The sequence below is a fragment of the Pelagimonas sp. KU-00592-HH genome, assembly GCF_040369695.1.
GTDB lineage: Bacteria > Pseudomonadota > Alphaproteobacteria > Rhodobacterales > Rhodobacteraceae > Shimia.
The window spans coordinates 1,060,654-1,084,781 of sequence record NZ_BAABWM010000001.1 but is presented as its reverse complement, the minus strand read 5'-3'; the positions used below and the strand labels follow the sequence as shown (position 1 = coordinate 1,084,781).

The 24,128-nt window shown below is 61.9% G+C and carries 23 protein-coding genes and 1 riboswitch; of the genes, 16 read left to right on the top strand and 7 right to left on the bottom strand.

Going from position 1 to position 24,128, the window contains the following annotated elements:
• The first annotated feature begins 40 nt into the window (after positions 1-40).
• The gene (locus ABWV42_RS05250; RefSeq protein ID WP_353339176.1) at positions 41-457 is read left to right on the top strand and encodes a VOC family protein; all 417 of its coding nucleotides are present in this window, start codon (positions 41-43) and stop codon (positions 455-457) included.
• 62 nt (positions 458-519) lie between these two features.
• On the opposite strand, the gene ABWV42_RS05245 is transcribed toward ABWV42_RS05250, so the two are convergent.
• Together ABWV42_RS05245 and ABWV42_RS05240 are read right to left on the bottom strand one after the other, a co-directional pair.
• On the bottom strand, positions 520-1,695 hold the full coding sequence (locus tag ABWV42_RS05245; RefSeq protein ID WP_353339175.1) for an acyl-CoA dehydrogenase family protein: 1,176 nt from the start codon (positions 1,693-1,695) through the stop codon (positions 520-522).
• A 96-nt stretch (positions 1,696-1,791) separates the two neighbouring features.
• The gene (locus ABWV42_RS05240) at positions 1,792-2,364 is read right to left on the bottom strand and encodes a gamma-glutamylcyclotransferase family protein (RefSeq protein ID WP_353339174.1); all 573 of its coding nucleotides are present in this window, start codon (positions 2,362-2,364) and stop codon (positions 1,792-1,794) included.
• A 95-nt stretch (positions 2,365-2,459) separates the two neighbouring features.
• On the opposite strand from ABWV42_RS05240, the gene ABWV42_RS05235 reads away from it, so the two are divergent.
• From ABWV42_RS05235 to gcvP, 4 genes are all read left to right on the top strand, one after another.
• On the top strand, positions 2,460-2,906 hold the full coding sequence (locus ABWV42_RS05235) for an RrF2 family transcriptional regulator (RefSeq protein ID WP_255103231.1): 447 nt from the start codon (positions 2,460-2,462) through the stop codon (positions 2,904-2,906).
• A 52-nt stretch (positions 2,907-2,958) separates the two neighbouring features.
• A riboswitch (glycine riboswitch) is annotated at positions 2,959-3,045 on the top strand.
• 164 nt (positions 3,046-3,209) lie between these two features.
• Positions 3,210-4,334 carry a glycine cleavage system aminomethyltransferase GcvT gene (gcvT, locus tag ABWV42_RS05230; protein WP_353339173.1) on the top strand — a complete coding sequence of 375 codons (1,125 nt, stop codon included), beginning with the start codon at positions 3,210-3,212 and terminating at the stop codon, positions 4,332-4,334.
• A gap of 21 nt (positions 4,335-4,355) precedes the next feature.
• Complete coding sequence (gene gcvH / locus ABWV42_RS05225) at positions 4,356-4,715, top strand: glycine cleavage system protein GcvH (protein WP_255103227.1); 360 nt, start codon at positions 4,356-4,358, stop codon at positions 4,713-4,715.
• 123 nt (positions 4,716-4,838) lie between these two features.
• Positions 4,839-7,664, top strand: a complete 2,826-nt coding sequence (gcvP, locus tag ABWV42_RS05220; protein ID WP_353339172.1) for an aminomethyl-transferring glycine dehydrogenase — start codon at positions 4,839-4,841, stop codon at positions 7,662-7,664.
• Positions 7,665-7,786: 122 nt separating this feature from the next.
• Here gcvP and ABWV42_RS05215 read toward each other — a convergent pair whose 3' ends face one another.
• Together ABWV42_RS05215 and ABWV42_RS05210 are read right to left on the bottom strand one after the other, a co-directional pair.
• Positions 7,787-10,312, bottom strand: coding sequence for an ABC transporter permease (locus ABWV42_RS05215; RefSeq protein ID WP_353339171.1), 2,526 nt, complete (start codon positions 10,310-10,312; stop codon positions 7,787-7,789).
• Positions 10,309-10,992, bottom strand: coding sequence for an ABC transporter ATP-binding protein (locus ABWV42_RS05210; RefSeq protein WP_353339170.1), 684 nt, complete (start codon positions 10,990-10,992; stop codon positions 10,309-10,311). The genes ABWV42_RS05215 and ABWV42_RS05210 overlap by 4 nt, the downstream gene beginning before the upstream one ends.
• Positions 10,993-11,007: 15 nt before the next feature.
• On the opposite strand from ABWV42_RS05210, the gene ABWV42_RS05205 reads away from it, so the two are divergent.
• A complete protein-coding gene (locus ABWV42_RS05205) occupies positions 11,008-11,667 on the top strand; it encodes an arylesterase (protein WP_353339169.1) in 660 nt (219 codons plus the stop codon).
• A 66-nt stretch (positions 11,668-11,733) separates the two neighbouring features.
• Here the strand turns inward: ABWV42_RS05205 and ABWV42_RS05200 are convergent, their stop codons facing one another.
• Positions 11,734-11,940 (bottom strand): cold-shock protein, encoded by a 207-nt coding sequence (locus tag ABWV42_RS05200; RefSeq protein ID WP_255103216.1) that lies wholly within the window; start codon positions 11,938-11,940, stop codon positions 11,734-11,736.
• Between the two features lie 316 nt (positions 11,941-12,256).
• Between ABWV42_RS05200 and ABWV42_RS05195 the strand changes: the two genes are divergently transcribed.
• The 4 genes from ABWV42_RS05195 to ABWV42_RS05180 all read left to right on the top strand — a co-directional run bounded on the left by ABWV42_RS05195 (position 12,257) and on the right by ABWV42_RS05180 (position 16,096).
• On the top strand, positions 12,257-13,579 hold the full coding sequence (locus ABWV42_RS05195) for an NAD(P)-dependent oxidoreductase (protein ID WP_353339168.1): 1,323 nt from the start codon (positions 12,257-12,259) through the stop codon (positions 13,577-13,579).
• 18 nt (positions 13,580-13,597) lie between these two features.
• Positions 13,598-14,902 (top strand): NAD-dependent dihydropyrimidine dehydrogenase subunit PreA, encoded by a 1,305-nt coding sequence (gene preA, locus ABWV42_RS05190; protein ID WP_255103213.1) that lies wholly within the window; start codon positions 13,598-13,600, stop codon positions 14,900-14,902.
• 154 nt (positions 14,903-15,056) lie between these two features.
• Positions 15,057-15,485 (top strand): hypothetical protein, encoded by a 429-nt coding sequence (locus tag ABWV42_RS05185; RefSeq protein ID WP_353339167.1) that lies wholly within the window; start codon positions 15,057-15,059, stop codon positions 15,483-15,485.
• Positions 15,486-15,490: 5 nt separating this feature from the next.
• The gene (locus ABWV42_RS05180; RefSeq protein ID WP_353339165.1) at positions 15,491-16,096 is read left to right on the top strand and encodes a hypothetical protein; all 606 of its coding nucleotides are present in this window, start codon (positions 15,491-15,493) and stop codon (positions 16,094-16,096) included.
• 15 nt (positions 16,097-16,111) lie between these two features.
• Here ABWV42_RS05180 and ABWV42_RS05175 read toward each other — a convergent pair whose 3' ends face one another.
• Both ABWV42_RS05175 and ABWV42_RS05170 read right to left on the bottom strand, forming a co-directional pair.
• The gene (locus ABWV42_RS05175) at positions 16,112-16,735 is read right to left on the bottom strand and encodes a TetR family transcriptional regulator C-terminal domain-containing protein (protein WP_255103209.1); all 624 of its coding nucleotides are present in this window, start codon (positions 16,733-16,735) and stop codon (positions 16,112-16,114) included.
• A gap of 83 nt (positions 16,736-16,818) precedes the next feature.
• On the bottom strand, positions 16,819-17,466 hold the full coding sequence (locus ABWV42_RS05170; protein ID WP_255103207.1) for a TetR/AcrR family transcriptional regulator: 648 nt from the start codon (positions 17,464-17,466) through the stop codon (positions 16,819-16,821).
• A gap of 140 nt (positions 17,467-17,606) precedes the next feature.
• Between ABWV42_RS05170 and ABWV42_RS05165 the strand changes: the two genes are divergently transcribed.
• From ABWV42_RS05165 to ABWV42_RS05140, 6 genes are all read left to right on the top strand, one after another.
• Positions 17,607-18,857 (top strand): Zn-dependent hydrolase, encoded by a 1,251-nt coding sequence (locus tag ABWV42_RS05165; RefSeq protein ID WP_353339164.1) that lies wholly within the window; start codon positions 17,607-17,609, stop codon positions 18,855-18,857.
• A gap of 96 nt (positions 18,858-18,953) precedes the next feature.
• A complete protein-coding gene (gene hydA / locus ABWV42_RS05160) occupies positions 18,954-20,411 on the top strand; it encodes a dihydropyrimidinase (RefSeq protein WP_353339163.1) in 1,458 nt (485 codons plus the stop codon).
• A 76-nt stretch (positions 20,412-20,487) separates the two neighbouring features.
• On the top strand, positions 20,488-21,273 hold the full coding sequence (locus tag ABWV42_RS05155; protein ID WP_353339162.1) for an ABC transporter ATP-binding protein: 786 nt from the start codon (positions 20,488-20,490) through the stop codon (positions 21,271-21,273).
• 42 nt (positions 21,274-21,315) lie between these two features.
• Positions 21,316-22,203, top strand: coding sequence for an ABC transporter permease (locus tag ABWV42_RS05150; RefSeq protein WP_255103199.1), 888 nt, complete (start codon positions 21,316-21,318; stop codon positions 22,201-22,203).
• Positions 22,200-23,039 carry an ABC transporter permease gene (locus tag ABWV42_RS05145; RefSeq protein ID WP_255103198.1) on the top strand — a complete coding sequence of 280 codons (840 nt, stop codon included), beginning with the start codon at positions 22,200-22,202 and terminating at the stop codon, positions 23,037-23,039. The genes ABWV42_RS05150 and ABWV42_RS05145 overlap by 4 nt, the downstream gene beginning before the upstream one ends.
• 62 nt (positions 23,040-23,101) lie before the next feature.
• Positions 23,102-24,091, top strand: coding sequence for an ABC transporter substrate-binding protein (locus tag ABWV42_RS05140; protein ID WP_255103197.1), 990 nt, complete (start codon positions 23,102-23,104; stop codon positions 24,089-24,091).
• Positions 24,092-24,128: the final 37 nt, after the last annotated feature.

Sequence of the window (24,128 nt, the reverse complement as noted above, 5' to 3'; positions counted from 1 at the left end):
TGGCGGGGTCCGATAGGGGGACCTTGGAGAGGAGGAGGGGATGATTGCTTATGTCACGGTGGGCGCGGATGACATCGCGGCGGCGAAACGGTTCTATTGCGCCTTTCTGCCCGCCCTGGGCTATGGCCTGAAGGAAGGCCCGGAGGGGTTGAGTTTCGCGCTGCCGGTGGCGTCCGGCGCGGTGCCGGTGTGCGCCGACTTTTATGTGAAACCGCCGTTTGACGGGCGGCGGGCCTCGGTGGGCAATGGCACGATGGTGGCTTTCGAGGCCGAGGGCCAGGCGCAGGTGCGTGCGCTGCATGCCGCGGCCTTGGCGGCGGGCGGGGCTGATGAAGGCGCGCCGGGGTTTCGGGCGGACTATGGGCCGCGGTTCTATGTTGGCTATCTGCGCGACCCGCAGGGCAACAAGATCGCGCTGTTTTCCAGCAATCCCGATGAGCCGGGGCGGGACGGGTAGACGTGGCCGGAAACGGAAAGCCCCGCCGGGTGGCGGGGCTCCGTGAGTGGTCGGGACAGGCCCTAGGTTTCGCCGAAGCCTTTCGGGATTGGCAGGGGATCGAGTGTTTTTGCGCGTTTTTGCAGGCTGCGGCCAATCACGACGCGGCTGATTTCGGTGGTGCCGTCGACGATGCGCAGCATCTGGGAGAGACGCGAGAGGCGGTCGAGGCCGTAGGGTTGCAACAGGCCCATGCCGCCGAGAACCTGGGTGCAGGTGTTGGCCGCCTTGACCGCGCAGTCGGGCACGAAACGCTTGGCGTGGGCGGCCATCAGCGGGCCTTCGTCGGTGCCAAGGGCATGGGCGGCCTTGCGATAGAGCAGGCGCGAGGCTTCGAGTTCGGTGGCGATGTCACCGAGCATCCACTGGATGCCGTCGAGATCAAGGTTCTTGCCGCCGAACATCTTGCGGTTGGAGGAATAGGCCAGCGCGGTATCAAGCGCCGCCTGCATCAGGCCACAGCATCCCGAGGCGATGGAGACGCGGGCGATGTCGATGGCCATCAGCGAGCCTTGCAGGCCCTGGCCGACCGGCAGGATGATGTTGTCTTCGGACACCACCACGTTGTCCATGTACATCTCGGAGAGGGGCAGGAAATTGTAGGAGGGGGTCTCGTAGCGCGGACCGAAACTCAGGCCGGGGGTGTCTTTCGGGATGGCGATCATCGCCATGTCCTTGTGGCCCGGCACATCGGTTGTCTTGACCACGGTGAAGTAGATGTCGGCTTCGTCAGCGAGGCTGACCCAGGCCTTGGCGCCGCTGATTGTCCAGGTGCCATCGTCGTTGATCGTGGCGCGGGAGTACATGTTACCCGCGTCCGAGCCGGATTGGGGTTCGGTGAGGGCGAAGTTGGCGAGCTTGCGGCCGGAGGTCAGGTCGCGGGCCCATTTTTCCTTGAAGGCATCGGTGCCGAAACCGCAGCCGGCATAGGTGCAGATATTGTGCATCGAGAGCGCGAAGGCGTAGGCACCGTCACCGTAGCCGAGTTCTTCGTAGACGCGGATGCCGTCGCCCAGCGACAGGCCCTGGCCGCCGAATTCCTCGGGGGCGTAGAGACCGGTGAGGCCAAGGGCGGCGGCCTTGTCGGATGCTGCGCGGGGCCAGACGCCGGCCGCGTTCCAGGCGTCGACGTTGGGGCGGATGTCTTCGGCGCAGTGGGCGCGTGCGTTTTCCAGAATCGTATCGAGCTTGTCGGTCATATGAGGGCCTCCCGTACCCGGCTTAAATGTCTGACATTCAAATGTCTGACATTTCGAGTCGGCTCAAGAGTGACCCCACGTCACAAATTCCGAAAATCATATATCAGGGTCGCGGAGGGAAACCTTGAGAGCCCTCAGGTGGTCATCGACCAGCCCCGTCTCATCGGCGCTCAGGCTCTGGTATCGCGGGTAGATCGGATTGGCGCGGTCGTTGAGGATGGGGGCGCTCCAGCCGGCGGTGGTGTCGAAGAAATGGGCCACGCCGGCCTCGCCGAATTCTTGCAGGTAGCCCTGGGCGACCACGTCGATATAGCTCAGGAGGACCGGGTGTTCCTCGGTCGGGGTGCCGTGTTTGCCATGTGGCACGGTATAGACGGCGATGTTGATCTGGTCGGTCTTGGGGTGGGAGACCGCTTGGCAGACCGGTTCCCGGTCATAGGCGCGTTCGCGGTAATCCAGCGCGTCCCAGTCGTCGTTGGGGACATGTGCGATGAGGCCGTCGATCTCGGCGGAGGTGTCGGGGACGGCGGTCAGATAAGCCACGGGGCGCAGATTCGTGTGCCGCCAAACACGCCGCCACCCGCGCAGACGGGCCGGGTGGGCGTCTTCGTAGGTGTGGGTTTTGCGGTTCACGAGGCTGCCGTAGCCAAAGAAATAGGGTGCGCTCATGGGGCCAAGCTGAGCATCTGTTGACATATGTCAATACGAACTGGCAGAGAATCCGTGATAATCGTGTGATCTGAATGCAGGTTTTGGAGACGCTCTTGCGCATTACCAAACGAACCAACATCGCCATCCGAGTGCTCATGTTCTGTGCGGCGCATACCGGGCGACTTGTAACCAAGGCGGAGATTGCCGATGTCTGCAAGGCGTCGGAAAACCATCTTGCGCAGGTGATCAACCAGCTTGGGCAGATGGGCGTGATCCATACCCAGCGCGGGCGTAACGGTGGCCTGGAGCTGGCACGCGATCCCAAGGAGATCGAGATTGGACCGATTTTCCGGGAAATGGAATCGCCGGTTCCGCTGGCCGAGTGCTTTGCTGATGCCGACAGCACCTGCCCGCTGGTTGAGGCCTGCCGCCTGCGGTTGGCGCTTCAGGATGCGGCGGAAGCTTTTTATGATCGCCTTGATGGCGTCACGCTGGACGGGTTGGTCTGCAACAACACGGCGCTGCTCAATATTCTTGCACCTGAGCCGTGTCACCACTGATTTCACCTCAATGTGTCGCTTGTCAGCGATAACATGTCGTAATACGATGGAAAAACGACGAGTCGGGAGAACCGGGTAGACCGGTGCCGAAGGAGCAACCGCCCCGGAAACTCTCAGGCAAACGGACCGCTTGTCATCTGAAAAACTCTGGAGAGAGGCGCAACAGGCGTCCGCCGAAGGGATAACGATCTCAGGCAGAAGGACAGAGGGGGCATCGCCTGCACGGGGGCAATCCGTGCGCTGGGTAGATGCCGGTTGTTTCCAACACACATGGAACGCGCCGGAAAGTTAGGAGCGGCGTTCATGTCGGAACTGCAACGCACACCGTTGTTCGACCTTCACCAAGAGCTGGGGGCCAAGATGGTGCCTTTCGCGGGCTACGAGATGCCCGTGCAATACGCGCTTGGCGTGATGAAGGAGCATCTTCACACACGGGCGGCGGCGGGGCTGTTCGACGTGAGCCACATGGGGCAGGTCATCCTGCGCGGCGAGAGCTATGAGGCGGTGGCCGAGGCCTTTGAGGCGCTGGTGCCGATGGACGTTCTCGGGCTTGGCGAAGGGCGTCAGCGTTACGGGCTGTTCACCAATGCCGATGGTGGCATCGATGATGATCTCATGTTTGCCAATCGTGGGGACCACCTGTTCGTGGTGGTGAACGCGGCCTGCAAAGAGGATGACATCGCGCGCATGAAGGCGACTCTTGAGCCGTCGGTCGCGGTGGAGGTGATCATGGATCGCGCGCTGGTGGCCTTGCAGGGGCCAGAGGCCGAGGCCGCGCTGGCCCGGCTGGCGCCCTCTGTGGCCGGGATGCGGTTCATGGATGTGGCGACGATCGAGATTGCCGGTGCCGACTGCTGGGTTTCGCGGTCCGGCTATACCGGCGAGGATGGGTATGAAATCTCGGTGCCGGAGGCGCAGGCCGAGGGTCTGTGCCGGGCTTTGCTGGCGATGGACGAGGTCGAGGCCATTGGTCTTGGCGCGCGCGACAGCCTGCGGCTCGAGGCGGGGCTGTGCCTTTATGGCAACGATATTGATGCCAGCACTTCGCCCATCGAGGGCGGGCTGGTCTGGGCCATTCAGAAAGTGCGCCGCGCAGGCGGAGAGCGCGAAGGCGGGTTCCCCGGTGCCGAACGTGTGCTGCGCGAGATGGCCGAGGGAGCTTCGCGCAAGCGCGTCGGGCTGGTGCCGGAGGGCCGCGCACCGATGCGGGCGGGTACGCAGATTTTTGCAGGCGCCGAGGGCGGTGAGGCGGTCGGGGTGGTCACCTCTGGCGGCTTTGGTCCGACCTTCGAAGGGCCTGTCGCAATGGGATACGTCACCGCAGGGTTCGCGGCGGACGGAACAAACCTTTTTGGCGAGGTACGGGGCAAACGGATGCCCGTGACTGTGGCGAAGATGCCGCTGGTACCCGCCAATTTCAAACGTTGATCAACACGGGAGATGGATCAGATGAAATTCACCGAAGAGCACGAATGGCTGCGCGTCGAGGATGACGTGGTGGTTGTGGGGATCACCACGCATGCCAGCGAACAGCTGGGCGATGTGGTGTTCGTGGAACTGCCTGAGCCGGGCACCGAAGTGACCAAGGACGAAGAGGTCTGCGTGATCGAGTCGGTCAAGGCGGCATCGGACATCCTTGCGCCGATCGACGGCGAGATCGTCGAGGTCAACGAGGCCCTGGCGGATGATCCGGGCAAGGTGAACGAAGACCCGATGGGCGATGCCTGGTTCTTCAAGATCAAGGCGGCGGATGCGTCCCAGATGGACGACTACATGGACGAAGCCGCCTACAACGACTTTATCGGCTAAGCGCCTTTCCCTTGTCCGCCCGCCCCAGAGATCGGCGCGGTGCGGATGATTGCGGGACAACTTGAAGAGGGGTGGGGCGCGGCCGGGGACGGGCGCGTCAACAGAGGATTATTGGAGGACGACATGCCGTTCAAACCGACCGACTACTTGCCTTACGACTTTGCCAACCGGCGTCACATCGGGCCGTCGCCCGAAGAGATGGCGGATATGCTCGAGGTTGTGGGGGCAGAAGATCTTGATGCGTTGATCGCCGACACGGTGCCAGAGAGCATCCGGCAGGAAAAGCCGCTGGATTTTGGACGCCCGTTGTCTGAACGCGAGTTGCTCCACCACATGCGGGTGACGGCCGCGAAGAACAAGGTGATGACCTCGCTGATCGGTCAGGGTTATCACGGCACGGTCACGCCGCCGGCCATCCAGCGCAATATCCTCGAGAACCCGGCGTGGTACACCGCCTACACGCCCTATCAGCCCGAGATCTCGCAGGGGCGTCTTGAGGCGCTGTTGAACTTCCAGACGATGATTTCGGACCTGACCGGCCTCGAGATCGCCAATGCCTCGCTTTTGGACGAGGCCACGGCCTGTGCCGAGGCGATGACGATGGCCGAGCGTGTGTCGAAATCGAAATCCAAGGTGTTCTTTGTCGACCGCGACTGCCATCCGCAGAACATCGCGGTGATCAAGACGCGCGCCAAGCCGCTGGGCATCGAGGTCGTGGTGGGCAATCCCGACAAGATGGAAGCCGACAAGGTCTTTGGTGCGATCTTCCAGTACCCCGGCACCTATGGCCATGTGCGCGACTTTACCGATCACATCACCGCCCTGCACGAGAACAAGGCCATCGGCATCATCTCGGCCGATCCGCTGTCGTTGACCCTGTTGAAGGAGCCGGGCGCGATGGGGGCGGATATTGCCGTGGGCACGACCCAGCGTTTTGGCGTTCCGATGGGCTATGGCGGCCCGCACGCGGCCTATATGGCCACCAAAGACGCCTACAAGCGCAACATGCCGGGGCGGATCATCGGCGTGTCGATCGACAGCCACGGCAACCGCGCCTACCGCCTGTCGCTGCAAACCCGCGAACAGCATATCCGTCGCGAGAAGGCGACATCGAACGTCTGTACGGCGCAGGCGCTGTTGGCGGTGATGGCCTCGATGTATGCTGTGTTCCACGGTCCCAAGGGCCTCAAGGCGATTGCGCAGCGCATCCATCGCAAAACCGTACGCCTTGCGAATGTGCTTGAAGACAACGGGTTCAAGGTTGATCCGCAATCCTTCTTTGACACCATCACGGTTGACGTCGGGCCGTTGCAGGCTGCTGTCATCAAGTCGGCGCTGGACGAGAACATCAACCTTCGTAAAGTTGGCGAACGCCGGGTCGGCATCACGCTGGACGAAGCCACGCGGCCTGCGACCCTCGAAGCGGTGTGGCGCGCCTTCGGGATCGAACACAAGGACGATGATTTCACCCCGGAATACCGGGTGCCCGAAAACATGCACCGGCGCAGCGACTACCTGACCCACCCGATTTTCCACATGAACCGGGCGGAAACCGAGATGATGCGCTATATGCGCCGCCTTGCCGACCGTGATCTTGCTCTTGATCGTGCGATGATCCCGCTTGGCTCCTGCACCATGAAGCTCAATTCGGCGGCCGAGATGATGCCGGTCAGCTGGCGGGAGTTCTCGCTGATCCACCCGTTTGCCCCCAAGGATCAGGCGGCGGGTTATCACGAGATGTTCCGCGATCTGTCGGACAAGCTTTGTCAGGTGACGGGCTACGATGACTTCTCGTTGCAGCCGAACTCGGGCGCGCAGGGTGAATATGCCGGGCTCCTGACCATCAAGGATTACCATGCCGCGCGTGGCGAGGGGCACCGCAATGTCTGTCTCATCCCGATGAGCGCACATGGCACCAACCCGGCCTCGGCGCAGATGGTCGGATGGAAGGTGGTGCCGGTGAAGTCGGCGGACAATGGCGATATCGACCTCGAGGATTTCCGCGCCAAGGCCGAGAAGCACAGCGCCGATCTCGCGGGCTGCATGATCACTTATCCCTCGACCCACGGGGTCTTCGAAGAGACCGTGCGCGAGGTCTGCCAAGTGACCCACGATCACGGCGGGCAGGTCTATATCGACGGGGCCAACATGAACGCGATGGTGGGCCTTAGCCGGCCCGGCGATCTGGGCGGCGATGTGAGCCACCTGAACCTGCACAAGACCTTTGCCATTCCGCATGGCGGGGGTGGTCCCGGCATGGGGCCGATCGGTGTGAAGGCGCACCTCGTGCCGCACCTGCCCGAGAAGGCAGGCGCGGTAAGTGCCGCGCCCTTCAGTTCGGCCTCGGTGCTGCCGATTTCCTGGGCCTATATCCTGATGATGGGCGGCGAGGGGCTGACGCAGGCAACGCGAGTGGCCATCCTGAACGCCAACTACATCGCCAAGCGCCTCGAAGGGGCCTTTGACGTGCTTTACAAGGGGCCGACGGGGCGGGTGGCACATGAGTGCATCATCGACACACGCCCCTATGCCGAAAGTGCCGATGTGAGCGTGGACGATATCGCCAAACGCCTGATCGACACCGGCTTCCACGCGCCGACCATGAGCTGGCCCGTGGCGGGGACGCTGATGATTGAGCCGACAGAGTCGGAGACCAAGGCCGAGCTGGACCGGTTCTGCGATGCGATGCTGGCGATCCGCGAGGAAATCCGCGAGATCGAGGAAGGCCGCATGGATGCCGAGAACAACCCGCTGAAAAACGCGCCGCACACGATGGAAGACCTCGTGAAGGACTGGGATCGCCCCTATTCGCGCGAACAGGGCTGTTTCCCGCCGGGATCGTTCCGCGTGGACAAGTACTGGCCGCCGGTGAACCGGGTCGACAATGCCTGGGGGGACCGCAACCTTGTCTGTATCTGCCCACCGATGGACGACTACGTCGAAGACTAAGAAAAAGGCCCCGCCAGAGCGGGGCCTTTGCCTTCGGCGAGAGTATTTTTTGTGCATTGAAACAGAGGGGGCTTCAATGCACCGGAAATACTCCGGGGTCCGGGGCAGCGCCCCGGCCTTGCCTATTCGCGGGCGCGCAGGATGCGGGCCGGACGCGCCGCAAGGGGGGCGGCGGCAAAGAACAGGCTGGCCAGCAGGGTTGCCAGAACACCGCCGGTCACGATGGTCAGCGCATTTGGCCAGATCACCGCGAAATCGGTCTCCAACACGAAGAAAGTCACCGCCCAGGCACCGGTGATGCCTGCGGCGAGGGCGACGACACCGGCGGCCGCGCCGGTGAGACCTGCGCGGATCGCGAAGGAGGCGAGGACCCGGGCGCGCGGTGCGCCGAGGGTTTTCAGGATCGCGGACTCATAGATGCGGCTGGTCTGGCTGGCGGCGGCGGCCCCGATCAGCACGAGGAAGCCGGTGACCAGCATGACCGATGCGCCGTAGGAGGTGGCGTCGGCCAGTCCAGACAGTAGGTCGGACACGCGCGAGATCGCGTCGCGCACGCGGATCGCCGTGATGTTGGGATAGGCGTTGGAGAGGTCGCGCAGGATAGCGGCCTCGGCCTGTTCCTCGGCATAGACGGTGGCGATGAAACTGTGCGGGGCACCGGCGAGGGCGGAGGGGTTCATGACCATGACAAAACCCATGCCAGCGGTCGAGAAATCGACGTTGCGGAAGGAGGTGATGGTGCCGGTGATGTCGCGGCCAAGGATGTTGATGGTCAGGCTGTCGCCCAGTTTCAGGCCCATCTCGGCGGCCTCTTCCGCTGCAAAGCTGATTTGCGGTGCGCCGCTGTAGTCGGCGGGCCACCAGGCACCTTCGGTGACCGAGGTGGTTTCGGGAATCTCTGCCGAATAGGTGACACCACGGTCGCCGCGAATGACCCAGTGGTCGCCGGCGACCTCCTTGGCGGGGCGGTCGTTGATGCGGGTGATCAGGCCGCGCAGCATCGGCGCGGTTTCGGTTTTCGAGACGGCCGGATCGGTGTCGAGGCGGTCGAGGAAGGCGTCGATCTGGGTTTTCTGGATGTCGACGAAGAAATAGGAGGGGGCCACGGTAGGCAGGTCGCGGGCGATGGCGTTGCGCAGGTTGCCATCGATCTGGCCCACGGCAGACAGGACCGAGAGGCCGAGACCAAGGGAGAGGACCACGGGCAGGGCGGGTTCATGCGCCGAGGAGATCGCGTTCAGTGCCCAGCGCAGGGCCGGACGACGTCGGGCGCGCGGGGCCGCGGACTTGGCAAGGCGGCTGATGCCCGCGGCAGCAATGGCCAGAAGGATCAGGGCCCCGAGGATACCCACAGCGGACCAGAGCGTCAGCGCCCATGAGCCGGAGAGCCAGCCTGCCAGCGCGAGAAGCAGGGCCAGCAGTGCCGCCGTTGCAAGGATGTAGCGCGCGGCGGGCAGGGTTCGGGCCGCACCGGCGGCATCGCGGAACAGCGCAGCGGCGCGCACGTCCTCGGTGCGGGCCAGCGGCCAGAGGGTGAAGATCAGCGCGGTCAATGCGCCGTAGGTGGCGGCTTCGATCAGCGGCATCGGGTAAAGGGTGAAGATGGCCGGGACCGGCAGGCGCGATTGCAGGATCGGGGCCAGCAGGAGGGGCAGGCCGGCACCGAGGATCAGGCCGAGCAGGATGCCGACGATCGACAGAACGCCGATCTGCAGGAAATAGGTGAGGAAGATGGTTTTGCGCTCGGCACCGAGGCTGCGCAGGATCGCGATGACGGTTGTCTTGCGCGAGAGGTAGGCGCGGATCGCGGCGGAGACGCCGATGCCGCCGACGGCAAGGCCTGACAGGCCGACAAGGATCAGGAAGGCGCCGAGGCGTTCAACGAAAGTGGCAATGCCGGGCGCGCCGTTGCGGCTGTCGCGCCAGCGCAGGCCGGTGGATTCAAAGCGGTTCAGCGCGTCGGATTTGGTGGCCTGAAGGTCTGCGGTTTCGGGCAGGGTAAGGCGGTACTTGGTGGTGAACAGCGTACCTGGCGCGAGGAGGCCCGCGTTTTCAAGCGCGGGGGTGGCGACGATGGTGCGCGGTGCAAGGCCGAAACCGCCCGCGTTGTCGGGTTCGTTTTCAAGTGCGGCGGTCAGGCGGAACTCCTGTGTGCCGAGTTTGAAGGTGTCGCCGATCTTTAGCCCCAGCCGGTCAATCAAGAGTTGCTGCATGACGCCACCGGGCAGGCCGTCGTGCTGGCCAAGGGCGTTCTGAAGCGGGATATCGGGAGAGAGGGTGGCCCTGCCGATCAGCGGATAGGCGCTGTCGGAGGCCTTGACCTGGGTGAGGCCGCGTTCGGTCTGGTCGTCGCGGGTGACGACGGCCATCGAGCGGAAATCAACCACCTCGGAGATTGCAGTGGCGTTGGCATCCATCCATGCGCGTTCCTCGTCGGAGGCGAAACGGTAGGTAAATTCCATCTCGGCATCTCCGCCGAGCAGGGCGGCACCTTCGGCGGCGAGGCCGGCCTCGATACTGGCACGCACCGACCCGATGGCGGCGATGGTTGCGACGCCAAGGGCGAGACAGGCAAGGAAGATGCGGAAGCCGGCAAGGCCACCGCGCAGTTCACGTCGGGCGAAACGCCAGGCCAGGGCGAGGCTCATGCGGCGGCCTCTTGCTGGTCGATGCGGCCATCGCGCAGGCGGATCACGCGGTCGCAGCGGTTGGCGAGGCGATGCGAGTGGGTGACCATGACGAGGGTCGCGCCGTGCCGGTCACGCAGCGAGAACAGCAGGTCGATGATGGCTTCGCCGTTGGTCTGGTCAAGGTTGCCTGTGGGTTCGTCGGCCAAAAGGATGTCGGGGCGCGGTGCGACGGCGCGGGCAAGGGCCACGCGTTGTTGTTCACCGCCCGACATCTGGCGCGGGAAGTGATCGGCGCGGTGAGCAAGGCCGACGGCATCGAGTTCTTCCATCGCGCGGTCAAAGGCATCGCGGTCACCCGCCAGTTCCAGCGGTGTGGCAACGTTTTCCAGCGCGGTCATCGTGGGCACAAGGTGGAAGCTCTGGAACACGACGCCCATGTGATCGCGGCGAAACCGGGCCAGCGCGTCTTCGTTCATGGCGCTGAGATCCTGCCCCAAGGCGGAAATCTGGCCGCCCGTGGCAAGCTCGAGACCGCCCATAAGCATCAGGAGCGAGGATTTGCCCGAACCTGAGGGGCCGACAAGACCGAGGGTTTCCCCTTTCGCAACGTCAAGCGAGATGCCATGCAGGATTTCGATCCGTCCGGCATTGCCATCCAGGGCAAGACGCGCATCTTTAAGGGAGAGTACCGTAGTCATGGGGGAACCTGTCTAATGAACCGTTCTAGGCAATATGGGGGACTGTCGCGTCTGAGCAAGGCGGCGGCACTGGTTTTTGCCCTTGCAGCACCGGTTTCGGCGGAACAGGTGAGTATTCTGGCACTTGGTGACAGTTTGACCCAAGGTTATGGCCTGATCGAGCAGAACGGGCTGGTGCCGCAGATGCGGGTCTGGCTTGCGGAACAGGGCGCGGATGTGCGGCTTGTGAATGGCGGGGTCAGTGGTGACACGACGGCGGGCGGTTTCGCGCGGGCCGAGTGGAGCCTGACCGAGGACATCGATGCAATGATGGTGATCCTTGGCGGCAACGACATGCTGCGCGGCATTGCACCCGAGGCTGCACGGGCCAACCTTGCCGGTATTCTCGAGGTGGCAAAGGCCAAGGGGGTCGAGGTGCTTTTGGTGGGTATGAAGGCATCGAACAATTTCGGGCCCGACTACAAACAGGCGTTTGATGCGATCTATCCCGAACTCTCTGCGGAATATGGCACGCTTCTGACCGAGAACTTCTTTGCGGGGCTTGGGGTGCAGGATCCGAGTGCGCTGCGCGATCTGATGCAACCCGATGGCATCCATCCCAACGCGGAAGGCGTGGCGCTGATCGTCGAGGGGCTGGGGCCGGATGTTTTGGCGCTGGTCGCAGAGATCGAATAACCCGCGCGCAACAAAAAAGCGCCCCGGATAAGGGCGCTTTCGGTTTTCAAAGCGATAGCCTGAAGATCAGGCCAGAGCGATGTTGGTCGCTGCTTCACGGCCGTTGCGGCCGGTTTCGAGGTCGTAGGTGACCTTCTGGTTGTCGGCCAGACCGGTCAGGCCTGCGCGCTCAACTGCGGAAATGTGTACGAATACGTCTTTGCCGCCATCTTCGGGCGCAATAAAGCCGTAGCCTTTGGTGGTGTTGAACCATTTGACGGTGCCAGTTGCCATCGTCGTTTCTCCTGTTTTTGCTGCCCACGGAATTGCGGCAGATCGGCTTAGTCAGAGCAAGATCGAGTGACTGAGCCGCAAGGAACAGGGTGTCGATAGAGGTAACGTTGCGGTGTTTATATGCGGGTCGTGGCTGCGAATCTCAAGCAAATTCGGATCATTTTCGGATCAATCCGTGGGATTGGGGCATGAATTTTTGATGAAGAATTGGGCGTTTGCGGGTTTTTGAATAGCATTCAAATTTTACCAGTTGATAAAAAAATAAACCCATGAGACGCTGTTCTCAAATAGCCAAACGATGACACGGGGAGAGAGAATGACCAAATCACCGTTGAGCGAAGGGGTTGTGGCCGGGCGATTGGCGCCCGGGCAACTTGCCGAGAACTTTGCGGATCTGCATCCGCAACTGGAAGATCACGAAGCGCTGGTGGCGGCGGATCGCTGCTATTTCTGCCATGACGCGCCCTGCATGACGGCCTGTCCGACAGACATTGATATTCCGCTGTTCATCCGCCAGATCGCGACCGGCACGCCGGAAGCGGCGGCGAGGACGATCCTGAGCCAGAATATCCTGGGCGGCATGTGCGCGCGGGTGTGTCCGACCGAGACCCTGTGCGAGGAAGTCTGTGTGCGCGAGGTTGCCGAGGGCAAGCCGGTCGAGATTGGCCGGTTGCAGCGTTATGCCACCGATACGCTGATGGCGGCGGATGTGCATCCGTTTGAACGTGACACGGCAACCGGCAAGAAGGTGGCCGTTGTGGGCGCGGGGCCTGCGGGCTTGTCGGCGGCGCACCGTCTGGCGATGTATGGCCACGACGTGACCGTGTTTGACGCGCGTGCCAAGGCGGGCGGTCTGAACGAATTTGGTATTGCCTCTTACAAATCGGTCGAGAACTTTGCGGCGCGCGAAGTGGACTGGCTTTTGAAGATCGGCGGCATCACGGTGGAGACCGGCAAGATGCTTGGCGATGGCCTGACACTGGATGGCCTGAAGGCCGAGTATGACGCCGTGTTCCTTGGCATCGGGCTTGGCGGCGTCAATGCGCTGGGCGTGGATGGCGAGGACAAGTCCGGCGTGCTGGATGCGGTGGATTTCATCTCCGACCTGAGACAGGCGTCGGACCTTGCCGACGTAGAGATCGGCCGCGATGTCGTGGTGATCGGTGGTGGTATGACGGCGGTGGATGCCGCGGTTCAGGCCAAGCTGTTGGGCGCGCTGAACGTGAGCCTTGTCTACCGTCGGGGCCGCGACCGGATGAACGCCAGCGTGTTCGAACAGGATCTGGCGGCCTCCAAGGGTGTGCGGATCATCACCAATGCCTCGCCCAAGGCGGTGATCGGCAACGGTGCGGTGCGCGAAATCGAATTCGAGTATACTGGCGACGATCTCGCGCCGACCGGCCAGACCGTGCGCCTTGCCGCGGACCAGGTGTTCAAGGCGATTGGCCAGACGCTGGAAGGCGAGGGGCTGCCGGCGCTGGAAGGGCGCAAGATCGCGGTGGATGGCACCGGGCGCACCAGTGTTGATGGGGTCTGGGCCGGGGGCGACTGTGCCTCGGGAGGCGACGACCTGACCGTGACTGCCGTGGCCGAGGGCCGTGATGCGGCAGAAGACATTCACGCCACGTTGATGGCGTAAGACAAGGGAGATAGCGAAATGGCCAATCTCGAAAGTGATTTCATCGGGATCAAATCCCCAAACCCGTTCTGGCTGGCCTCGGCGCCGCCGACGGACAAGGAATACAACGTTCGCCGTGCCTTTGAGGCCGGTTGGGGCGGCGTGGTCTGGAAGACCCTCGGATCGGAAGGTCCTCCGGTCGTGAACGTGAACGGGCCGCGCTATGGCGCGATCCACGGGGCGGACCGGCGTTTGCTGGGGCTGAACAACATCGAGCTGATCACCGACCGTCCGCTTGAGGTGAACCTTGAAGAGATGACGCGGGTGAAGCGGGATTATCCCGATCACGCCCTGATCGCCTCGGTCATGGTGCCCTGCGAGGAAGATGAGTGGAAGCGCATCCTGCCGATGATCGCGGAAACCGGCTGTGACGGGTTCGAGCTGAACTTTGGCTGTCCGCATGGCATGGCCGAGCGCGGTATGGGGTCGGCCGTCGGGCAAGTGCCGGATTACATCGAGATGGTGGCGCGCTGGTGCAAGGAAGCGACTGACCTGCCGGTGATCGTGAAGCTGACGCCGAACATCACCAACATCCTCTACCCGGCCGAAGCCGCGCTGCGCGGTGGCGCGGATGCGGTCAGCCTGATCAACACGATCAACTCGATCACCTCGGTGAACCTTGACGTGATGAGCCCGGAGCCGATGATCGACGGCAAGGGCACGCATGGCGGCTATTGCGGGCCGGCGGTGAAGCCGATTGCGATGAACATGGTCGCCGAGATTGCCCGCAACCCGGCCACGGCGAACCTGCCGATCTCGGGGATCGGCGGCGTGACCACATGGCGCGACGCGGCCGAGTTCATGGCGCTGGGGGCTGGCAACGTGCAGGTTTGTACGGCGGCGATGACCTATGGGTTCAAGATCGTTCAGGAAATGATCTCGGGGCTTTCGCAGTGGATGGACGAGAAAGGCTATGAAAGCACCGCTGATTTCGTCGGTCTTGCGACGCCGAACGTGACCGACTGGCAGTACCTGAACCTCAATCACGTGACCAAGGCCGTGATCAACCAGGACGACTGTATCAAGTGCGGCCGGTGCTATGCCGCCTGCGAAGATACCAGCCACCAGGCGATCGAGATGAGCGAGGATCGCGTGTTCACCGTGAAGGACGATGAATGCGTGGCCTGCAACCTCTGCGTCAATGTCTGCCCCGTCGAAAACTGCATCACCATGCGCACGCTTGAGGCGGGCGAGATGGACGAGCGCACGGGCAAGCCGGTAGAGGCCGATTACGGCAACTGGACCGCGCACCCCAACAACCCGATGGCGCAGGCCGCGGAGTAGGAAACGGGGCGAGGGGACACGTTTCGACGTGTCACAAACCGAGAACCGGACCGTCGCAGTTTGACTGCGGCGGTCATTTCGTTTCGTACGTTTGTTGCTTTTGGGAAAATGGTGTACCCTCTACGGATTACTTTATTCATTTGAGAGGTGTTTTATGGACGAAATCAATTCCCTTCTTGGTGCCGTGGAAAACCAGGTCGAACTTTTGATGTCGATGGCGACATTCGGTTTTGGCGGCGTCTTGTTTGTCTTTCTCAGATCAGGTGGCCTGATCGACGAAGCAGGGTCTATTTCCCGATTTAAGCTTTTGGGGTTTCTGGCTACTCCAATTGTTCTGTTTTTCCTGGCTTTGCTGGCGGGCCTATTTTCGATCGCGCAGATCCAGGGGTTCTTTCAGGAGGTCGCCCTTGATGGGCAGGTTTTCAGAGACTTGGGCTCGTCGCCCCAAGAGCTGTACGACAAGCAATACAAGATCACTTTGGGAGCTTCGATGGTCGCGCAGATGGTGTTTGCCGTTCTGGGCTACCTGCTTTTTGTCATTTGGTTTCTGGTCAACATGTATGATCAGAACAGTAAGGAATAGTTACTATGAAGAATTTGAAAATGTTTTTAGTCGCCCTTGGCGCCTTGTGGGCAGCAACTGGGCAGGCGCAGGATTCACACACTTTGGATGAGATCTACAGCCAACCCTTCTGGGTAGAAGCTGGCACGATGGCGTGGTTCGCTGAACATGCAAGCGAACGGTCGCAAGTGGATGATGAACCCATAATGAACACGATTTCGGGTGTAGGTGGGTTTGACACGCAGCGTGTGCTGATTGTTCCCCGTGCAATGCTGGATGGACAGAGTTATCTCGACGTTTGGAAAGACAATGATGTTGGGGAAAACGATCTTGTGATGTTCCTGACACATGATGAACGCGAAGATAGTCGCGCTTTTGTTTTTGGTGACGCTGGTACCTATGACTTTGAGGCGCTTGGGGAAACGTTGATGAGCGATGGATACGACGCCCCCCAATACGCGAACCCGGCAGAGGCGCAGGCCGCATTGGGCTATTCGGGGTTCGTGGCCGAGGGGCTGTTGTCGCGTCATCCTGATGGGTTTCGAACCCGGGCTCAGATCAATGGATTGGCAGCAGGAATGCCTGACGGGATCGACAAGTGGTGCATGCCCCCTTGGATTAAATGCAAGTGACGAGGGCTTAGCCGGTCAGGGCGTCAGCATCTTGCGGAACATGGTTTCAAGATGCTGGCCGCCGCCGTCGATCACGCCTTTTTCTCCTGCCATCAGTACCCGCACCTGCGCGTCGAAATCGGCGTAGTGCTGGGTGGTGGCCCAGATCGAGAAGATCAGGTGGCGGGGATCACAGGGCGCGAGGCGTCCGGCGTCGATCCAGGACTGGATCAGGGCGCATTTCTGATCGAACAGGGGTTTCAGCCCGCTTTCGAGGTGCGGCCCCATGCGCGGCGCACCTTGCAGGATTTCATTGGCAAACAGCCGGCTCTCACGCGGGAATTCGCGGGTCATGGCCACTTTGCGGCGGACATAGCCGAGGAGTTCCTCAAGCGGGTCGCCCTCGGGGTCCATATGGTCCAGCGGGTCGAGCCAGCTTTCCATCAACTGGTTGAGAAGGGTGACGTGGATGTCTTCCTTGCCGTCGAAATAGTAGAGGATGTTGGGCTTTGAGAGCCCGGCTTCCTCGGCAATCTGGTCGAGGGTGGCCCCGCGGTAACCGTGGCGGGAGAAGACCTCGAGGGCGGCATCGAGGATGCGCTTGCGGTTGCGTAGCTGGATGCGGCTGGGTTTCTTGGCCGTTGCCTCTTGGGATGCCATTGCGATCGTCCGTTGTCAGCGTTGACGGGCAGGATACGGCAGGAGCGCGGAGGCGTCCAGCGCCGAAACGGTGCTATTGGGCGTCAGTTTTCCGCCGCGATGTCGACCCCGATGCCGCGCAGGATGATCTCTTTCACGCTGGCCTTGGCCTCTTCCCACTGGGCGTCCGAGAGCTGTTGGCCGTCGTTCAGGGTTTCGATCTGGTGGCCGAAATCGGCGTAGTGCTGGGTTGTCGCCCAGAGCATGTAAAGCAGGTGGCGCGGGTTGATCGGGGCCATCCGGCCCTCGGCGATCCAGCGTTCGATGATCCGCGCGCGTCCTTCGGTCCAGTCGCGCAGGGTGGTTTCGAGATAGTCCTGAATGACCGGCGCGCGGTGCATGACCTCGGAGGCCCAGACCTTGGAGCCGTTGGGATGGCGGCGTGAGATTTCCATCTTGGCGTCGATGTAGGCGCCGATTCCTTCGGCAGGTCCCTCGGCTTGATCGAAGATGTCGGCGGCCTGCAACCAGACCTGGAAGATGTTCTGAACCACCTGCCGGTAGAGTTTTTCCTTGGTCGGAAAGTAGTAGTGCAGGTTGGCTTTCGGCAGCCCGGCCACATCGGCGATCAGCTGCATGGTGGCGCCGCCAAACCCTGCCTCTGCAAAGACTTTTTCCGCTGCTGATAAAATGAGCGCTTCGCTTTCCTGGCGACGTTCTTTTTTGCTGTTGGAGCGTTGCGCTTGCGACATGACAAATTCCCGTTGCAGAAAAATCTTGACCGGTTGGTCAGACTGTGGTGCCCTGAACTTGACCATACGGTCAGGATTGATCGATTGGCAAGAGGCCCGTGAAACAAGGGCCCGTGAGCAAAGACATAGGGAGTGTTGAGATGGCCGCACCCGGCGAGAACATCAAGATCAATGGCGATCGGCTGTGGGACAGCCTGATGGAGATGGCCAAGATCGGCCCCGGTGTGGCCGGTGGCAACAACCGCCAGACCGTCACGGACGAGGACGGCGAGGGCCGTGCCCTGTTCCAGAAATGGTGTGAAGAGGTCGGCTGTACCATGGGGCTGGACACCATGGGCAACATGTTCGCCGAGTATCCCGGCACCGACCCCGATGCGCTGCCGGTCTATATGGGATCGCATCTTGATACCCAGCCGACAGGTGGCAAGTACGATGGCGTGCTTGGTGTTCTGGGCGGGCTTGAGGTGCTGCGCACGATCAAGGACCTGGGGATCAAGACCAAGCATCCCATCGTGGTGACCAACTGGACCAACGAGGAAGGCACGCGGTTTGCCCCGGCGATGCTGTCGTCGGGCGTTTTCGCAGGCATCCACACCGAGGACTGGGCCTATGATCGCGAAGACGCCGAGGGGCTGAAGTTCGGAGACGAGCTGAAGCGGATCGGCTGGCGCGGCGATGAACCCGTGGGCCAGCGCAAGATGCACGCGATGTTCGAGTTGCATATCGAACAGGGACCAATCCTTGAAGCCGAGGGCAAGGATATCGGGGTTGTCACCCACGGGCAGGGTCTGAGCTGGACCCAGGTGACCATCGAAGGAAAAGACGCGCATACGGGATCGTCTCCAATGCCGATGCGCAAGAACGCCGGGTTGGGGATGGCCCGCGTTCTTGAAAAAGTGGATGAGATCGCATGGAGCCACGCCCCGCACGCGGTGGGCGCGGCAGGTCATATCGATGTCTATCCGAACTCGCGCAACGTGATCCCGGGCAAGGTGGTGTTCACCGTCGACTTCCGCTCGCCCGAGCTGTCGGTGATCACCGACATGGAAGAGCGTCTGCGTGTCGAGGGCCAGAAGATTGCCGACGAGATGGGGCTGAGCATCGCGTTTGAAAAGGTTGGCGGATTTGATCCGGTGGCCTTTGACGAGGGCTGTGTCACCGCGGTGCGCAATGCGGCTGAGCGGCTGGGCTATTCGCATCTCGATATCATCTCGGGTGCGGGGCATGATGCCTGCTGGATCAACCAGGTGGCGCCGACGGCGATGATCATGTGCCCCTGTGTCGACGGGCTTTCGCACAATGAGGCGGAAGAGATTTCCAAGGACTGGGCGGCGGCTGGCACGGATGTGATGTTGCATGCGGTACTGGAGACGGCAGAGATCGTGGAGTGAGACATGGGCTGAACCGGGGGCGCTGCCCCCGGACCCCCGGGGTATTTTGACCAAGAAGAAGCCGGCCCAGGAGCCAGGCGCGCAGGGAGAAGAACAATGACAACCAAGGTTATCAAGGGCGGGACCGTTGTTACCGCAGACCTGACGTACAAGGCGGATGTGCTGGTCGAGGGTGGCCAGATCATCGAGATCGGGACGGACCTGAAGGGCGACGAGGTGCTGGACGCGACCGGCTGTTACGTCATGCCCGGTGGCATTGATCCGCACGTTCACCTCGAGATGCCCTTCATGGGCACCTATTCCAGCGATGATTTCGAAAGCGGCACGCGGGCGGGTCTGGCGGGGGGCACCACGATGGTGGTGGATTTCTGCCTGCCAAATCCGGGTGAAAGCCTGCTGGACGCGATCAAACGCTGGGACAACAAGTCGACCCGCGCGAACTGTGACTACTCGTTCCACATGGCCGTGACCTGGTGGGGTGAGCAGGTTTTCAACGACATGAAAACCATTATCGAAGATCGCGGTATCAACACCTTCAAGCACTTTCTGGCCTATAAAGGCGCGCTGATGGTGAATGACGACGAGCTTTATGCGAGCTTCAACCGCCTGGCCGAACTGGGCGGGATCGCGATGGTACATGCCGAGAACGGTGACGTGGTGGCCGAGATGACCGCCAAGCTTTTGGCCGAGGGCAACACCGGCCCCGAGGCGCATGCCTATTCTCGCCCCACGCAGGTGGAAGGTGAAGCCACCAACCGTGCCATCATGATTGCCGATATGGCGGGCGTGCCGCTTTACGTGGTGCACACCTCCTGCGAGGAGGCGCATGAAGCCATCCGCCGTGCCCGCATGCAGGGCAAGCGTGTCTGGGGCGAGCCGCTGATCCAGCACCTGACGCTGGATGAGAGCGAATATTTCAACACCGATTGGGACCATGCCGCGCGTCGCGTGATGTCGCCGCCGTTCCGCAACCAGAAGCACCAGGATTCGCTCTGGGCCGGCTTGCAGTCGGGGTCGCTGAGCGTGGTGGCAACGGACCACTGTGCCTTTACCACCGAGCAGAAACGCTATGGCGTGGGTGATTTCTCGAAGATCCCGAACGGGACCGGCGGTCTGGAAGATCGTCTGCCGATGTTGTGGACCCACGGTGTGAACACCGGCCGTCTGACAATGAACGAGTTCGTGGCCGTGACTTCGACCAATATCGCCAAGATCCTGAACTGCTATCCCAAGAAGGGCGCGGTTCTGGTGGGGGCCGATGCGGACCTCGTGGTGTGGGATCCGGAGAAGGAGAAGACCATCTCGGCCGGGAGCCAGCAGTCCTCGATTGACTACAACGTGTTCGAGGGTCATCACGTGAAGGGCCTGCCGCGCTTTACCCTGACCCGTGGCCAGGTGGCCGTGAACGACGGGGTGATCCAGACGCAGGAAGGGCACGGCAAGTTCGTGGCACGCGACGCCAACACCACCGTGAACAAGGCGTTGAGCACCTGGAAGGAACTGACGGCCCCACGTCCCGTGGAGCGCAGCGGCATTCCGGCGACCGGCGTTTAAGACATATGCGCCCTGACCAGTTCGGACGGGGCGCAACACCAACAAGCAAGCCACATTCGGCCAGCGGAGCAAGACCTTGACCACAGACCCTGTCATCAGCGCGAAGAACCTGTCGCTGACTTTCGAGACCAACGACGGTCCGGTGCATGCGTTGAAAGACGTGAACCTTGAGATCAACAAGGGGGATTTCGTCAGCTTCATCGGCCCGTCGGGGTGTGGCAAGACCACATTCCTGCGGGTGATGGCGGACCTGGAAAAACCCACGGCGGGCGAGATCACGGTGAATGGCGTGAGCCCGGAAGAGGCGCGCAAGGCGCGGGCCTATGGGTATGTGTTCCAGCATGCGGGCCTGTATCCCTGGCGCACCATTGGCGGCAACATCCGCCTGCCTCTCGAGATCATGGGCGTGAGCAAGGCCGAACAGGATGCGGCCGTGAAGGAAGTTCTTGAGCTGGTGCATCTTGATAACTTCGAGAAGAAGTTTCCCTGGCAGTTGTCGGGGGGCATGCAGCAGCGGGCCTCGATCGCGCGGGCGCTGGCGTTCCATGCCGATATCCTGTTGATGGATGAGCCGTTCGGGGCGCTGGACGAGATCGTGCGCGACCACCTGAACGAACAGCTTCTGGAATTGTGGGCGCGCACCAACAAGACCATCGGTTTCGTGACGCACTCGATCCCCGAGGCGGTGTACCTGTCGACCAAGATCGTGGTGATGTCGCCCCGTCCGGGCCGGATCACCGACGTCATCGAAAGCACCCTGCCGAAGGAGCGTCCGCTGGATATACGCGACAGCCAGGAGTTCATCGACATCGCGCACCGGGTGCGGGATGGTCTACGGGCGGGGCATGCAGATGACGAATAGGTTTCAAGGCCCCGGATCAATCATGGGGCGGGAGGTGCGCCGATGAAGGCCGTCTGGTATCGCATAGGCCCCATTCTCACGGTGGTGATTGCCATCTTCGTGCTGTGGTACGCGGGCTCGGTCGCGCTGAATGCGCCCTGGGCTTATGACAAGGCGAAACGGGCAGGGGTTGAGTTGAGCACCTCGGAACTGATCGCCGATACGATGAATCAGAAAAAGCCCAAGCTGCCGCCGCCGCATCAGGTGGGGGCGGAGATCTGGAAGACCACGGGCGACATGGTGGTGCGGGGGCGCGCGTTTTCGAAACGCTCGTTGCTGTACCACAGCTGGATCACCCTGAGTTCGACGCTGCTGGGCTTTGTGCTTGGCACCGGGCTTGGCATCGCGCTGGCGGTGGGCATTGTCTATAACCGTACGATGGACATGAGCATCATGCCCTGGGTGATCGCGAGCCAGACCATTCCGATCCTTGCGATTGCGCCGATGATCATCGTGGTGCTGAACGCGGTGGGCATCTCGGGGCTGTTGCCGAAGGCCGTGATCTCGATGTACCTGTCGTTCTTCCCTGTTGTCGTGGGCATGGTGAAGGGGCTGCGCAGTCCTGATCACATGCAGCTTGACCAGATGAAGACCTGGAACGCGAGCGGCAACCAGGAGTTCTGGAAGCTGCGCCTGCCGTCGTCGATGCCTTACCTGTTCACCTCGCTGAAGATCGCGATGGCGGCGTCGCTGGTGGGGGCCATCGTTGGCGAGTTGCCCACGGGTGCCGTGGCCGGCCTTGGTGCGCGCCTGCTTGGTGGCAGCTACTATGGTCAGACGATCCAGATCTGGAGTGCGCTTCTTGTGGCTGCGGCGCTGGCGGCGGCCCTCGTGGGACTGATTGGCCTCGTGCAGAACGTGGTGCTTAAACGGATGGGGATGGTGCGATGATCTGGGCAATCACAGGTATCATAGCGTGGCTGGCCGGGTGGCGCCTGAATGTCTGGCTGGCCAACCAGCCGAAAACCCGCGCAACACGGCTTGCGGTGCCCATCATCTTTGGCGTGACTCTCATTGTGTTGTGGGAATGCGTGGTGCGTGGCTTCGAGATTTCGCCGGTTCTGTTGCCGGCGCCCACGATGATCGCGGCGCGCTTTGCGGTGTCGACCGGCATCCTGTGGGAAGATTTCGTGCAGACCGTGATCAAGGGGGCCTTGTCGGGCTATGTTATGGGATGCGGCGCGGCCTTCCTGACCGCGATCGCGGTAGACCGCTTTCCGTTCCTGCAGCGGGGGCTTTTGCCGGTGGGGAACTTCGTGGCGGCGCTTCCGATCATCGGCATGGCCCCGATCCTCGTGATGTGGTTCGGCTTTGACTGGCAGTCTAAGGCAGCGGTTGTGGTGGTCATGGTGTTCTTCCCGATGCTGGTGAACACGGTGCAGGGCCTTCAGGCCACGGATCACATGCAGCGCGACCTGATGCGGACCTATGCGGCGAGTTATGCCCAAAGCCTCATCAAGCTGCGGCTTCCGGCGGCGATGCCGTTCATTTTCAATGGCCTGAAGATTGCCACCACCCTTGCGCTGATCGGTGCGATTGTGGCTGAATTCTTCGGGTCGCCCATCAAGGGCATGGGGTTCCGCATCTCGACCTCGGTAGGCCAGTTGGCGCTGGATCTGGTCTGGGCCGAGATCGTGGTGGCCGCAGTGGTTGGATCGGCTTTCTATGGGGGCGTTGCGCTTCTGGAAAAGGCCGTGACCTTCTGGCACCCGTCGCAGCGGGGCTGACATATACGTTAACGATAAGTCCAAGAATAACAGGACAAAACATTCAACAAGGAGAGTAAGACATGAAAACCATCATCAAGACTTTAGGCGCCGCCGCGCTTGGCCTTGCGGCCGGCGTGGCACAGGCCGCCGATGACGTGACCCTTCAGCTCAAGTGGGTGACGCAATCGCAATTCGCAGGCTACTACGTGGCCGCCGACAAGGGCTTTTACGAAGAAGAAGGTCTGAACGTGACCATCAAGCCGGGTGGCCCGGATATCGCGCCGGCACAGGTGATCGCGGGCGGCGGGGCCGACGTGGTTCTGGACTGGATGCCGTCGGCGCTTGCCAGCCGCGAGAAGGGCCTGCCGCTGGTGAACATCGCGCAGCCGTTCAAATCGTCGGGCATGATGCTGACCTGCCGCAAGGATGCGGGCGTCTCGTCGCCAGCTGATTTCGCCGGGAAAACCCTGGGTGTCTGGTTCTTCGGCAACGAGTATCCGTTCCTGAGCTGGATGAGCAAGCTGGGCTTGTCGACCGAAGGCGGCGCGGATGGCGTGACCGTTCTGAAGCAGGGCTTCAACGTTGATCCGATCCTGCAGGGTCAGGCGGCCTGTGTGTCGACCATGACCTACAACGAATACTGGCAGATCATCGACGCGGGCCTGAGCCCCGATGACCTCGTGGTTTTCAAGTATGAAGATCAGGGCGTTGCGACGCTGGAAGACGGCATGTACGTGCTGGAAGACAACCTGAATGACCCGGCCTTTGTCGACAAGATGGTGCGCTTTGTGCGTGCGTCGATGAAGGGTTGGAAGTGGGCCGAGGAAAACCCGGCTGACGCGGCGATGATCGTGCTGGACAACGATGCTTCGGGTGCACAGACCGAAGAGCATCAGGTGCGTATGATGGGCGAAATCGCCAAGCTGACCGCCGGTTCGAACGGCGCGCTGGACCCGGCCGACTATGAGCGGACTGTGGAAAGCCTGATGTCGGGCGGTTCCGATCCGGTCATCACCAAAAAGCCGGAAGGCGCATGGACCCATGCCATCACCGACAAGGCGCTGAACTAAGTTTTGCGTCAAACCGCGGGGAGCACGCGGGGGAAGG